The organism is Methylobacter sp. (assembly GCF_023227905.1).
In the GTDB taxonomy this organism is placed as follows: Bacteria; Pseudomonadota; Gammaproteobacteria; order Methylococcales; family Methylomonadaceae; genus Methylobacter_A.
This window is the reverse complement of sequence record NZ_JALOCF010000003.1, coordinates 90933-105038: the sequence shown is the minus strand read 5'-3', so window position 1 is coordinate 105038 and position 14106 is coordinate 90933. Positions and strand designations below refer to the sequence as shown.

At 48.2% G+C, this 14106-nt stretch carries 13 protein-coding genes; 5 read left to right on the top strand and 8 right to left on the bottom strand.

The features are described from left to right. Positions 1-3: 3 nt before the first annotated feature. The 5 genes from M0R47_RS02000 to M0R47_RS01980 form a co-directional block, all read right to left on the bottom strand. Positions 4-447 carry a glutaredoxin family protein gene (locus tag M0R47_RS02000; protein WP_292549576.1) on the bottom strand — a complete coding sequence of 148 codons (444 nt, stop codon included), beginning with the start codon at positions 445-447 and terminating at the stop codon, positions 4-6. Between the two features lie 42 nt (positions 448-489). Next, a complete protein-coding gene (locus M0R47_RS01995; RefSeq protein WP_292549574.1) occupies positions 490-1182 on the bottom strand; it encodes a DUF3313 domain-containing protein in 693 nt (230 codons plus the stop codon). A gap of 125 nt (positions 1183-1307) precedes the next feature. Next, a complete protein-coding gene (locus tag M0R47_RS01990) occupies positions 1308-2333 on the bottom strand; it encodes an agmatine deiminase family protein (protein WP_292549571.1) in 1026 nt (341 codons plus the stop codon). 32 nt (positions 2334-2365) lie between these two features. Then, positions 2366-4045 carry a DNA repair protein RecN gene (gene recN, locus M0R47_RS01985; RefSeq protein ID WP_292549569.1) on the bottom strand — a complete coding sequence of 560 codons (1680 nt, stop codon included), beginning with the start codon at positions 4043-4045 and terminating at the stop codon, positions 2366-2368. Next, the gene (locus M0R47_RS01980; protein WP_292549567.1) at positions 4029-4934 is read right to left on the bottom strand and encodes an NAD(+) kinase; all 906 of its coding nucleotides are present in this window, start codon (positions 4932-4934) and stop codon (positions 4029-4031) included. The genes recN and M0R47_RS01980 overlap by 17 nt, the downstream gene beginning before the upstream one ends. A 238-nt stretch (positions 4935-5172) precedes the next feature. Between M0R47_RS01980 and M0R47_RS01975 the strand changes: the two genes are divergently transcribed. From M0R47_RS01975 to M0R47_RS01955, 5 genes are all read left to right on the top strand, one after another. Next, positions 5173-5778, top strand: a complete 606-nt coding sequence (locus M0R47_RS01975) for an MBL fold metallo-hydrolase (protein WP_292549565.1) — start codon at positions 5173-5175, stop codon at positions 5776-5778. A gap of 215 nt (positions 5779-5993) precedes the next feature. Further along, positions 5994-6431, top strand: a complete 438-nt coding sequence (locus tag M0R47_RS01970) for a secondary thiamine-phosphate synthase enzyme YjbQ (protein WP_292549563.1) — start codon at positions 5994-5996, stop codon at positions 6429-6431. A 182-nt stretch (positions 6432-6613) separates the two neighbouring features. Beyond that, complete coding sequence (locus M0R47_RS01965) at positions 6614-7624, top strand: NAD-dependent epimerase (protein WP_292549561.1); 1011 nt, start codon at positions 6614-6616, stop codon at positions 7622-7624. Between the two features lie 358 nt (positions 7625-7982). Continuing rightward, positions 7983-9644, top strand: coding sequence for an ExeA family protein (locus M0R47_RS01960; protein ID WP_292549559.1), 1662 nt, complete (start codon positions 7983-7985; stop codon positions 9642-9644). 2 nt (positions 9645-9646) lie between these two features. Beyond that, on the top strand, positions 9647-10393 hold the full coding sequence (locus tag M0R47_RS01955; protein WP_292549557.1) for a general secretion pathway protein GspB: 747 nt from the start codon (positions 9647-9649) through the stop codon (positions 10391-10393). A 71-nt stretch (positions 10394-10464) separates the two neighbouring features. Here M0R47_RS01955 and M0R47_RS01950 read toward each other — a convergent pair whose 3' ends face one another. The 3 genes from M0R47_RS01950 to M0R47_RS01940 all read right to left on the bottom strand — a co-directional run bounded on the left by M0R47_RS01950 (position 10465) and on the right by M0R47_RS01940 (position 13936). Further along, complete coding sequence (locus M0R47_RS01950; RefSeq protein WP_292549554.1) at positions 10465-12714, bottom strand: fused MFS/spermidine synthase; 2250 nt, start codon at positions 12712-12714, stop codon at positions 10465-10467. Between the two features lie 360 nt (positions 12715-13074). Then, positions 13075-13353: a hypothetical protein gene (locus tag M0R47_RS01945; protein WP_292549552.1), complete on the bottom strand. Its 279-nt coding sequence runs from the start codon at positions 13351-13353 to the stop codon at positions 13075-13077. A 16-nt stretch (positions 13354-13369) separates the two neighbouring features. Next, positions 13370-13936 (bottom strand): c-type cytochrome, encoded by a 567-nt coding sequence (locus tag M0R47_RS01940; RefSeq protein WP_292549549.1) that lies wholly within the window; start codon positions 13934-13936, stop codon positions 13370-13372. Positions 13937-14106 lie beyond the last annotated feature (170 nt).

Genomic DNA, 14106 nt, shown 5'->3' with positions numbered 1-14106 from the left:
GGATTATTTTGCCAGAGCTTGTTGATACGAGCTTTCGCTAAAGCCGCGGATAGTCGTACCATTAATGACAGCCAGCGGGATTCCGCCATAGCCCGGATCGAGGTCTTTTTTACGCGCTGCGGCACTGGCGTCTTGCTCAATATCGTAGGTATTAAAGGCAATATTGTTTTTGCGCAGAAAAGCCATGGCTTTTTTGCAATAAGGGCACCAGCTGGTGACGTAAAGATCGACTTGCGGCGCTGTTGTTTGAGCCTTGTTATCGGCCGGAGTTGGCTGAGGCGATTTTACTTCAAGGTCGTTACGATTTTCTATGGATGCCGGATCAGCGGGTTTGGACGCAGAAAAATGCGATTTTCCCTCGGCATCGGTCCATTTATAGATTTTAGCCTGGGCGGGTAACGCGAAGGTCAGTGCAAACAACAGAATCAGCGATGGATTAATAGTCATGGTATGGGGTCTGGTTAGAAGTGCAGGTTTGGGTGGCGTAGTTTAGTCGGGTTCTGGGCAATCAGTATGACCCTGCTTGGTGCAAAGCTGGTAATTTAATTGACTGGCCCAGTATTGGTAGGCCTGTTCAACGTCATCCCAACTGTCGAAAGAGCCCATTATGGTTTTGCCGCCCGCCCGGCAATCCGCTGAAGCCATCAGTAATTCGCCGGTTTGCGAATCGGTGACTTTGCCCTCGACACTGGCTTGGCCCACATAAGATTCAGTGCCTGTCGCCAACATTTTAAGCAATGATAAGGCGCGAGCCGAAGGGTAGAGGGATGTATACAAATCCAGCAGCAGTATCGACGATTCCGCATCGGTGATCGCAAATTGAACGCGTAACGTATTAGGGCCGGGATGAGCGACCAATTTAAAATTCTTCTTCAAGGCTTCCCGCATCTTGTATTCAAAAAGCTCTTTAAGCTTTTGGTTATCGGCGTGAGTCATGTTATTGAGATCGGAATCAGGCAGCTTGCTGCTAATGACAGGTTCTAAAATGATTTTTTTATAAGCCGCCCAGTTAATGCCGGGTTTCCAGAAACTTAACAAAGCGTCACCATCTTCGCCGTCTTTCAGCAGGGAGTAATCGTCCAGAAAGTGCGACGTTTCGACATATCGGGCCTGATAAGTCCTTGCGCAACCGACGCTGAGCAGGATAAGGGCAATGACTGTAAGGCGGTTAATGGCTGGCATAGACGGGATTGGTTTTAGAGATTCGTAAGGCTTCAAATCAATGGGTAAGTTTAGTGAAGTTGCCATTGATTACAAGGTCTTATGCAGGACACCGTGTCCTGCATAAGACGCAATAGTATCGAATATTAACCGTTAGCTCTCAGCGCGCCTTCAGGAAACTGCATTGTCATGCAATGCAGGCTGCCGTACTGATGTACCAAGGGTTGGCAAGGAACGCCAATAATTTTGCGGTCCGGGAAGCAGCCGGCCAGGCGTTCCTGCGCAACCGCATCCATCGGGTCGCCGTAAGCGGGTACCAGCACGGCGCGGTTGACGATCAAGAAGTTGGAATAATTGGCCGGCAGTTGCTGGCCGTCCTCGTCATGAATCGGTTGCGGCAACGGCAGCGGCACCAGATGATAGACATCGCCATCCTGGGTTCTAAGCGCCTGGAGTTGCGATTCCATGAATTTCAGGCTGTTGTAGTGCGGATCTTCGGCATCGTCGCAGCTGGTGTAGGCGATGGTATTAGCCGAGCAAAAACGGGCTAGGGTATCAATGTGAGCATCGGTATCGTCGCCGCTCAGGTTTTCCTGTTCCAGCCAGAATACCCGTTTTGCGCCCAGGTGCTTGAGCAATTGCTGTTCAATATCCTGCTGGCTCAGGCCTTTGTTCCGGTTCGGGTTTAACAGGCATTGTTTGGTGGTCAGGATGGTGTCTATGCCGTCGCTTTCGACGCTGCCGCCTTCCAGAATAAAATCTACATCAGTGTGGCTGGCGCCTTTAAAAGGTTTGGCGTTTAGCAGTTTATGATTGAGGTCATTGTCGTTTTGGTGCGAGTATTTCTCGCCCCAGCCATTGAAAAGAAAGTTCATGTGCATATTGGCACCGTCTTTTTCAACGGTAAGAAAAACGGTATCCCTGACCCAGATGTCATTCACGTGAGCGTGAATGAAGTCGACGTTTCCGCTCTTGCCCAGTAAGGTCTGGATATGCTGCTGATGACTGTCGTCCCGGCATACGATAAGCAATTTTTCGTATTGGCTGATAGTCTCGGCAATAACGCTATAGGATTGTTCTACGGCATCAAGATTGCGAAAGTCGCCGGTTTTATGCGGCCATGCGATTAATACGGCGGATTGTTTTTCCCATTCTGCTGGAAATCTGTTCATGGTATTTAGTTCCGTGTAGTTATATTTTCCGGCTATAGGCCGGAATGGGATTGAAACAACATTTCTTTGGCGTGCGCCAGCGTGTTGGCGGTGATATTGACACCGCCGAGCATTCTGGCAATTTCTTCAACACGCTCTTCCGTTTCCAGTAAGCGGACATTGGAAGAAGTCATATCGCTTCGGTTGTTTTTTTCAACGTAGAGATGGTGATGCGCTTGTGCAGCGACTTGTGGAAGGTGAGTGACGCACATGACTTGCCGGTTATGGCTTAAGCTGCGCAGTTTCTGCCCGACGATTTCGGCAATGCCTCCACCTATGCCTGAGTCTACCTCATCAAAAATCATGGTCGGGGTGGTTTTATCACTGGACGTGGTGACTTGAATCGCCAGGCTGATGCGCGACAATTCGCCGCCTGAAGCCACTTTAGCCAGAGGTTTTGCGGGCAGGCCCGGATTGGCGCTGACCAGGAATTCGATTTTATCTTTGCCGTTCAGTTTCGGGGTTTCGCTATCCGACGCGGCAATATCGACCAGAAACTCGCCTTGCGGCATGCCCAGCTCCTTGATCATCGCTGAAATCTGCTGTTGCAGCTTCTTGCCGCTAAGTTTGCGTTGCCCGGATAGCTGTGCGGCCAGTTCATGGTATTGGGCAAGCAACTGTGCGGCTCTGGCCGTTAAGGCTTCGATACGCTCGCTGCTGTGGGCCAGCCCGTCGAGTTCGTTTTCAAGCTTGCCGACTAGTTCAGGCAATTCATCAGGAGTAACGTGATGCTTGCGGCTCAGGCTTTGGATAATGCCGATCTGGTTTTCCAGCGCCTCCAGACGTTGTGGATCGGCCTCTTGCGACTCAAGGAAACGGCGTAACTGAAAGGAGGCTTCTTCAACCTGGATCTGCGCCTCGGAAAGCATGGTGCAGATTTCGTTCAATTCGGGCGCAAATTGGGCAATGTGGTTCAATTCGGCCAGGCAGTGGTTCAGCATTTGGTTGACCGATTGTTGGTCGCTTTCATAAAGCAGATCGACCTGGGCTTGACCGGTGCTTAAAATCTGGCCCAGATTGGCTAGCTTACTATGCTCTTCGGAAATAGCGTCGTAACTGAAATTTGCCAGGTCCAGCTGTTGCAGTTCTTCAAGCTGGTAGTGCAGTAATTCTTCGCGTTCGGTTTGATCAACGCTGGATTTAATCAGGGCAGTCAGCTCCTTGCTGGTCTGGTGCCACTCCCGGTAACAGGCGTTGACGCTGTCCAGCAGGGGTTGGTTTTTTGCGTAGGCATCCAACAAGCGGCGTTGCTCGTCAGCATTTAGCAGTCTCAAATGCGCATGTTGACCGTGAATCTCGACCAGCTTTTCGCTGAGTTCCTGCAAGGCCTGCAAGGTGACCGGGCGGTTGTTGATGTAGGCTTTGGAGCGGCCGTCAGAACTTACAATGCGTCGGATCAGGCATTGCTGTTCGGCATCCAGCTCATTGTCCTTAAGCCATTGTTGCGCTGATGGCGCATCGGCCAAATCGAATTCCAGGTTAATCTCGGCGCGTTTGCAATTAGGCCGTACATAGCCCGAATCGGCCCGGTCGCCCAGCGCCAACCCCAGAGCGGTCAATAAAATAGACTTGCCGGCTCCGGTTTCGCCGGTCAGTACCGACATGCCTTTTTCCAGGTCGAGGTCTAATGATTTAACGACGGCAAGGTCGATGATATTAAGGTTCAATAACATGATTTTCGGTGTGGTAACCGCTGCTCCAGTTTAATTTATTCCTAAGAATATAGAAGAAATCATGGCCTTCCGGATGCAAGATTCTAATCGGTTTGGGTTCTTTTTTAATCAAAATCTTGTCGCTAATCAATACAGCAGGAATTTCAATATGATCGCAGGTCACTAGCGCGTTAATTTGCTTGGTCTGGCAAAAGCTTATTTCAATTTCAACCGAATCGTTGATCACAATAGGCCGATTCGACAGGGTATGGGGATTAAGCGGCACCAATACCAGGGCATTTAATGCCGGATGTAAAATCGGTCCGCCGGCAGACAGGGAATAAGCGGTTGATCCGGTCGGCGTGGAAATAATCAAGCCGTCGGAGCGTTGCGAATTTAAAAACACGTTATCGATTTTGGTGATAATTTCTATCATGCTGGGCGTTACCCAACGATGCACCACCACTTCATTGACGGCGGTTTCTTCGTGGATAACTTGGCCGTCACGGATAATCTTGGTGCGCAATAAATAGCGTTTTTCCTCAGTGTAATGACCTTGAAGAATACGCAGCAGTTTATCGCTCAGCTCGGTAGGCGAGATGTCCACCAAAAACCCCAACCGCCCTAAATTGATGCCGATCAATGGAATGTCGTATTCGACGATAGCGCGGGCGGCCGCAAGGAAAGTGCCGTCGCCGCCCACGGCGATAACCAGATCGCAATGTTGGGCCAGCGAGTCTATCGGGCAGGATTTAACAAACGGATTGTTAATGAAATGAGCGCTGTCTTTAGCGACAATAACCGTATATTGATATTCTTTTAAAAAAGCATGCAGGGCATTTAAGGATATGGCGATACTGGGATCGCTGGGCTTGCTTATTATGCCGATGGTCTTAAAAGGAGTCTGCATTATTTAGGTAATAATTTTGAAATGAATTTGATTATACAAAAAAAACTAAGTAAGACTACGAGTATTGCAACTTCAGCGGATATTTTTACGGCAGCACCGATTGATCTTGTCTTTTAGCTTGATATTTTTGAATAATGGACACAATCTATAGTCAGCTGGATTGATGAATCGGTTAGCGGCAATCGTCGCAGAGGATCGTAAAAACAGGATGTAAAATTATTAACTCAGGAGGTTGGCAATGAAACAATTACACAGAAAGGACCTGTTTGGCTGGTCGGAGTTTAATCCGGAGCGCAATTTGGATTTTCATAGCGTGCTTTGGGTGCGTGACGACGGTAACGTTTTAATCGACCCTTTACCGATGTCCGAACATGATCACAGTCACTTGCAAAGCCTGGGCGGGGTAGGGTTTATCGTGATTACCAATAGCGATCACTGCCGTGATGCCGAGCGTATAGCCGAGGTTACCGGCGCAGCGATTTATGGCCCGGCGGCTGAGGAAGAAACGTTTCCTTTGTCATGCGCTCGCTGGATTCACGATCATGAAGAAATCGTTCCCGGCTTGATTGCATACCAGCTCAACGGCTCTAAAACACCTGGGGAATTGGCGCTGCTTTTGGAGCACAGCACCTTGATAACCGGCGACTTAATACGTTGCCATATCGGCGGTGAATTATGCATGTTGCCGGTCGATAAACTGATGGATAAAAGCAAGGCCGTTCAATCCGTCAAACGCATTGCCGATTTGCCTGATATTAAAGCCGTTTTGACCGGCGACGGCTGGCCGTTGTTCAATCACGGCAGTGAAGCTTTGCATCGTCTGGCACGGTCATTGAACCACTAGGGTAAGAAACTGTGAAAGTATTACCCAAGTCAGGCTGAAAAAGTTATTTACCACAGAGAACACGAAGGACACGAAGAAAATAATTTATTAATTCAATATATTGAAAACTTCGTGCCCTCTGTGCTCTTCGTGGTAAGTAAAAATATTAAAAAGCTTTTTTCATCTTCAAGGTGACGTTTGATGCGGCATCTAAAGTCATACAGCAGGTTTTGTTAATGTGGATACAAAAAGAGTTTTCATTATCAGCAAAAAGCAGGGGATTTCACTTGGTCACCGGTGAAGTCCTGAACGCTATTCCGGAATTGGCCGCTATACAATGCGGACTGCTGCACCTCTTTATCAAGCATACATCGGCATCGCTAACGGTTAACGAGAATGCCGATCCGACCGTGCGCCAGGATATGGAAAGCCACTTTAACCGGTTTGTGCCGGAAGGCGCGCCTTATTATAAGCATGGCTACGAAGGCGAAGATGACATGCCTGCTCATATAAAAAACAGTTTGCTGGGCTCCAGCTGCACCCTTCCGATCACCAATGGCAAGCTTAATTTAGGCATCTGGCAAGGCATCTATCTGTGCGAACATCGCAATCAGGGCGGCAGCCGGCGTATTGTAGCGACTGCTCAGGGGCAGTCTAAAACCGAGAATAAATAGTATGCCGGTGCACGTCTTCGGGCATTGCTACGCAGTTCAGATTTTGCCAGCGCTGAATTTTGGCATCAGCGCAGCTTGGAGCCCAAAGCTTGCTTTGGTCGTATAAGTCGGTCGTTTTTCACGATGATGAGTCAAGAGCGTAAAACGTAGCTCGGAATATTTGAGGAAATGGAGAAAAAGTTTTGAAATTATTGGTAACAGGAGCCGCAGGTTTTATAGGTTCGGCCCTCAGCCTGAAGTTGCTGGAGCGGGGCGACGAAATTGTCGGCATAGACAACCTTAACGATTATTACGATGTCAATCTGAAGCTGGCGCGGCTGGAACAGCTGCAAGATTTTGACCGCTTTAAATTTATCAAGCTGGATATAGCCGACAGAGCGGCCGTAGCAGCGCTGTTTGCCGGTGAGCAGTTCCAACGGGTCATGCACCTGGCGGCTCAAGCCGGCGTTCGCTATTCAATAACCAACCCTCATGCTTATATCGACTCCAACATCGTCGGTTTCATCAACATACTGGAAGGATGCAGGCATCATGCCGTCGAGCATTTAGCCTATGCCTCGTCCAGCTCGGTTTATGGCGCGAACACCAAAATGCCGTTTTCCGTCCATGACAATGTCGATCATCCGGTTTCCCTGTATGCGGCCAGCAAGAAAGCCAATGAACTCATGGCCCATACCTACAGCCATCTTTATAAGTTACCGACCACCGGCTTACGGTTTTTTACCGTTTACGGCCCGTGGGGCAGGCCGGATATGTCGCCGATTTTGTTTGCCCGTAATATCAGCGAAGGAAAACCGATCGACGTGTTCAATTACGGCAATCACCGCCGTGATTTTACTTATATAGACGACATCGTCGAAGGCGTGATCCGGGTTATCGATCAACCGGCTCAAGCCAATGCCGATTGGTCAAGCGAAACCCCCGACCCGGCGACCAGCTTTGCCCCATATCGCATCTACAACATCGGCAACAACAATCCCGTGCATTTACTGACTTTCATAGAAACATTGGAAAAATATCTAGGCAAGGAGGCGATCAAGAACTTGTTGCCGATGCAGCCGGGAGACGTGCCCGATACCTATGCCGATGTTTCGGATTTAGTGCACGATCTTGGGTACAAGCCCGCAACCTCGTTGGAGGATGGGGTTAGGAAATTTGTTGAGTGGTATAAGGATTTTTATAAGATAGGTTGAGCAAGACGTTTTGAAAGTGTGTTTTATTTTTCATGGGAAAGTTGCTATCAACACCATTGCGCTCTAATGCGGCAAGATGCAACAACACCCTTATTCAATTGCATAAAAATGCTTTTATAGATAAACAGGTATTTGTACTTATAGAAAACAGCTAATTGATCTGCTCTACTTGACCCAGCCACAATCTGGTCAGCTGGCTTTGCCTGCTAAGCCATTCGGTAATGACGATTAATGCCGAAAAATTAATACTTTTACGCACAAGTTATTTTGCGCTACCCAGTTCATTTAACATTCAGGCCTTGTTTTTGTTGTAAGCTACAATGACTTCAATTTTTCTTGACTAAAGAATCTCATAATCTTGTACAACCAATACTTCCATTTCAGCGAATCACCGTTTTCCATCGCGACCGATCCGCACTTCATTTATATGAGTCCGCGGCATCAGGAAGGTCTGGCTCATCTTCTTTACGGCATTAATTTCGGCGGGGGCTTTGTTGCTTTAACCGGAGAAGTGGGCACCGGCAAAACAACGCTTTGCCACTGTCTTTTACAAGCCATACCGGAAGATGTTGATATTGCCTTGATATTAAATCCCAAGCTGAATGCAGTCGAATTGCTGGCGACCATCTGCGATGAATTGGGGCTTATCTATGACAAAAACCAGCACTCGTTAAAAAGCCTGATCGATCTTTTAAACCAGCATTTGCTGACCGGCCATGCCAACGGCAGGCGGACGGTTTTGCTGATTGATGAAGCGCAGAATTTAAGCATGGAAGTGTTGGAACAAATTCGTCTGTTGACCAACCTGGAAACCAACAAGACAAAATTATTGCAGATTATTCTGGTCGGTCAACCTGAATTGAAGGAATCGCTTAAGCGGCAGGATTTGCGCCAGTTGAATCAGCGCATTACCGCCCGCTATCATTTGTTGCCTTTATCGCTTAATGAAACTCGAGCTTATATCCAGCATCGGTTGACGGTTTGCAATGGCCGCCCGGACATTTTTAAAGACAGCGCGATACGCAAGGTTTACAAGCTTTCCTCCGGCATACCCAGAATGATCAATATCCTCTGTGACCGGGCTTTGCTTGGAGCCTACTCAAGCAATGCTCATGTTGTCACACCGGCCATCGTTAGCGCTGCCGCCAATGAAACACTGGCGCTTGCCGATAAAAGATCGTCTTACCTGACCGCATCATTAGCTGTGCTGTTTTTGGGCTGTATTGCTGCCGGTAGTTATTTTAAAATTTATTGGCACAAAGCCGGCAATCCAGTCATAGTGAATGTGCCAACAGTCTCCGCTGCCATCCAGATAAAACCCGAGATCATTAGCCAACTCTTGCAGCCGGCTCAAAAAGAACCGCTTCTTATTGAAAAATTTAATGCCGCGCCTGTCGCTAAGCCAAAAACGTTTCATGACTGGATCAATAATCCAGCTTATTCGTTAAACGCCGCTTTAATCAGCACGCTAAAACTTTGGGACAAGCCTGTTCCTGAGAGTCATCAGGTGGATTGCCATTATGTGGAGACAACAGGACTACGCTGTGCATTCGGTAAAGCCAACTGGAAAGATATGCTGGCAGTTAATCATCCGGCTATTCTGGAGTTCTCATTGTCCAGTGGAGAAAAGTTCTACGCCTTACTTACCGGATTAGGCCAAAATCAATCCATAATTCGTTTTAAAGATAATGCGACTTTTCCGGTAGCGGATGTATTGAAGTATTGGGACGGCTATTATTTAATAGTGGAGCCGCCGCCAATTCCGGATGCCAAAATGATACGCCCCCATCAGACGTCGGATGATGTGTTATGGCTGCGCTATCTGTTAAATACGATTGACAGAAAAACTGAAGCAGTACAGCAGCCGCGTTTTTATGATGATAAGTTAGTCGCTCGCGTTATGGATTTTCAGCGCCAGCGCCAATTGCCGGAAGACGGCAGGGTAGGCGACAAGACCATGCCTCATCTTAAAAATATAGCGCATGCACTTAATCTTCCACACTTAGAAATAAGCGATTAATCATGTCTTTTATTCTAAATGCCTTACGTAAATCAGAACAGGAAAGACAGGCGCTTCAGTCTGAGAATGTAACTGACAAAATCCTGCTCGCTCAGCCGCCGCAAAACCGCAGCAAGGCGACGAAATTGTTGGTGTTTCTTTTTATCGCGAATGTGGTGGTTATTACCGGCATTGTTTGGTTTGTGCGAAATAACTTGATGTCGACGCCGGGCACAACAGTATCAGCTATTTTGCCCCCTACATCGTCACAGGCTGCAAAGCCTGAACCAAAAGCGGTTACTGAGCCTACTCAGCCGGAAAGATCGGCACAGAATGCGGAACCGGAAATAACCTCTATTGCGGAATTAATTGATAGGGAAAAGCCGGCACCGTTACCGGTTAAGCCGGTTGTCACCAAAAAACCGGCAGTTGAAGCCATTAAGCAAGCTGCTATTTTCGACAATTCCGAGCCGCAGATACAAAGCGCTCCTGCCGTTGAAGTTCAAGCGGATGAGCCTGAAATAATGCCTGTAACAAAAGGTATCCCTTTCTTAAGTGACTTGCCTTTTGAATTTCGTCAGAAAGTGCCGAAATTCACAATTAATGTTTTTGTTTATTCGCAGTCCCCGGAAGAACGCTTTGTGATGGTCGATATGGTCAAATATAAGCCGGGACAGCAAATAAAAGATGCGATGCTGCTTAAGGAAATCCTGCCGGACGGCTTTGTCGCTGAATATCAAAACCAGGCGTTTAAAATTAAGCGACCATAAAGCGTAAGGCTTTACCGTAAATCAAAGTCTCAGAAGCTGTTCAAGATACACTCTGAGGCATTGAAACATCCTTACTTCCAAATACTGACGATATTGGTGAAGTCATCCGTCCAAGGCTGCATATCAAAATATAACGGCATTTTTTGCCATTTGCCGAGACGGCTTAGGCGCAACGGTTCCAGCGTTTCGGCTTGCTTTGCCATGACCACCCAGTCGGTCGCGACAACCAGCGGAATATCCTGCTGCGGTTTGAATTCCTGAATCAACGAAGCCAAATGCAAGGCTTCCGCATTAATCGATAATACTTTTTTCAGCGACAAGTGACGGTTGGTCATATGGAATGCCAGTATGCCGCCCGGTTTGAGTTTTTTGAAATAAAGTTCCAGCGCTTCCTTGGTCAGCAGGTGGGTCGGTACCGAGTCGGAACTGAATGCATCCATGACTAATAAATCAAAGTGCTGATCCGGCTCTTTTTCCAGCGATAAACGGGCATCGCCGATACGCATTGCGGCGTTGCGGGCGCATTGGCTCAGGTAGCTGAAATAGGCGGGGTTGCTGGCAATGTCTACCACCAGCGGATCGATTTCGTACAGTGTCCAGTTTTGCCGGTCTTTGGCATAACAGGCTAATGCGCCGGCGCCCAATCCGACCACGCCGATATTCCAGTCTTGATCGTTATTGTCGTATTCCTTAAACAACTGCCCCATCGGCCCCGGACGACTGTAATAGGTCAACGGTATTTGGCTTAAGTTTGCGGCGAGACGCTGCGCGCCGTGTTTTGTGGTGCCATGGAACAGTTCATGATAGCTTTCGGGCTTGCCTTGTTCATCGGTCAACACGGCTTCACGCACGGCCAGTACGCCAAAAAAGGTGCGTTCTTGATACAGTGTATGAGAAGACATGCCATGCAAGCCGAGCGCAAGGAAGATAATCGCGCCGGTCGTTAAAGCAAAGCCGACCGGTCGCGCCCTGAGCAGATAGGTTAGCACAGTTAAGCCGATCAGGCTGATGACGATGGCATCGAAATACTGGAGTAAATTATCGACGTTTGCATGGAGAATAATCCCGGCAATGACCAGCAGGGCAGGGATTATTATTTGCGGCCAGAGTGAATTCGCTAACGCGCTCTTACGGGTCATCCGCCCTGGCCGCAGCATTAATGCGGCAACAATCATGATCGGGTATTCATACACGGCATTGAACGCAAACGGCGCAACAAAAGTGTTGAACATGCCGCCTAGCATGCCTGCAAACGACATGATCAGGTAGAAGGTGGTTAAATGCCGGGTATGCGGCCTGAGTTTTGCCAACTCCCCGTGGCAGACCATCACCGCAAAGAAAAAAGCGAACAGGTGCAAAATCAGGTAGGCCCAATAAGGCAGATCCGCCGGGTTAATAAATGCGTAGGCGATAAACGGCAACAGGAATATCGGTTGCAGCTTGACCATTAACGGATGGATTTTGTCGTTCCATTTGGAGAAAACGATAACAAAGGACAGCAAATACAGCGTTAACGGGATAATCCACAGTAACGGCACCGAGGCAATATCGGTGCTGATGAAGTTAGTCAGGCCCAGTAACAGGCTGGACGGTACGAAGGCCAGTGCCAGCCAGTGTAATTTGGTGGCAAGGCTGAGATTGTTTTCGTCGTCAGCTGAATCTACATCCTCTTGCTGCCCGGTTGTTTGCCGGCTTTTCCATAATACAAAAGCGCAGCCTGCAATCAGCAGGCAAAGGATCAGGTAGCCGACGCTCCAGTAACTTTTCTGGTTAGCCAGTCCGACATTGGGTTCGAGCAAGAATGGGTAACTCAGCAGCGCAATCAGGCTGCCGGTATTGCTGGCCGCATACAGGTAATAAGGGTCGTGGCTGGTATGATGGCCGACATTGGCGAACCATTTTTGAATCAGCGGCGCGGTTGTGGACACTACGAAAAAGGGCAGGCCGATAGCAAGAAATAATGTCCATAGCAACCAGAATGTAGGATTGCTGTCTGTTGGCGGCACGGTGTTTTCCGGCAAGGCTAAAGGCAGTGCCAAAAAGCTGATCAGTATCAGCGATGTATGGATCAGGATTTGCCGGTGCTGGTTGTAGCGCGTAGACAGGTAGTGCGCATAAAGATAACCCAGAAATAAAATGCTCTGGTAAAACACCATGCAGGTGTTCCAGACTGCCGGCGAACCGCCAAGCAAAGGTAATAATATCTTTCCGAACAAGGGTTGCAGCACGAACATCAGCGATGCACTGGTAAACAAGGTCGCAGCAAACAGGAAGATCAGGGATAAATTGCGGTCGGGATTAGCTTCTGAATTGTGGCTCATTACTTTTATAGGTAGCCCTTGGGGCTTTAATTTTTAATGCGCTAATGATAAAGCATTTGCTGTTGGATGGGGATAGGTATCTAAAACAACGCGTCATATCCTGTCTGACGCCTTTGTGCTAATGCAAATTTTCAGACTGATTCGCGCTGAGATTGAGCAGTTATGAATACAGGGCTTGATCTTGCCATCCGCGTGCGACATGAAATCTTTATCTCTTTGTATTTTGGATTCGGCAAGCCCGGCGGAACGGCAACAATATCGATTATGAGCCCTTTTGCGACGTACAGGGCACCGGAAAATAACAGATATAAAAAAGGCGGTACGGACCGCCTTTTAGAAATCAGAATTCAGCAGCTTATGTTAGCGCTTGTTTCGCGGCTGTTTTTCCGGTTTATTAGCGTTACCGAAATTATCATGATCTCTGGAATCGTTAATTTCTTGTCGTTCATCGGCTCTGTCCTTGCCGCGGAAGCTGTCGCCGGTTTCTGACTGTTTATTGCTGTTCAGTAAGCTGGAATCAGAGCCGGATCTATCATTGTATTTATTGCCGTGGTTATTCGGTTGCTTTGCAATAGCCGCTCCGGATACGGATAGGGCCAAAGCAGCGGCCGGAATTAAAAAGTATTTACTGACTTTCATATTGTTTCCTGAGTTCTTATAACGATCCAAAATAAGCCGCTAATGCTTTAAAGTCGTCTTCGGACAGGTTGGCGACAATAGCCTGCATCGGTCCGCTTTTGCGTGAACCGTCCTTGAAAGCTTTTAATTGTTGCGCAATGTAGTCGGGGTGCTGTCCTGCAAGCCTTGGAAACTGGCCGTTACCGGCGGCAGCGGCGCCATGGCAGCCTTGGCACATAGCGGCTTTGGCTTCGCCCGCTTTTGCCAACGCAGGATCTCCACCGACTTTAGCAGGTTGCTGTCCGGAAAAATAAGCGGCAAGGTTGTTGATGTCGTCATCGGTTAGGTTGGCTGCCATCGGTTGCATCATTGGATTAACGCGGCTTCCGCTTTTGAATGCTTTGAGCTGGTTGACGGTGTAGGCCGATTGCTGCGCTGCCAAGTTGGGCCATTGCACATTGTTACTGACGCCTTTTGGGCCATGACAGCCGGCACAAGTGGCGGCTTTTTGTTCTCCGGCTGCTACATCGGCCGCCGATACAGGCAAGGCTAAAAGAGCGGACAGAAAGAAGGATAGGATAAGTGATTGGTATAGTGAGCTCATGATTCACCTCTCTTGGGATAGGGTTAGGCTATCTGTGGCTATCTATTGGCAGACGATTAAAAGAGCTTCGTCTGTCCTTCAGATAGAGCTTCACTATACAACTAAAAAGATTAACTGATAACAAAAAGTTAAAGGCTGTGCGCAAGTATGTAAAATACAAGTTTATTTTG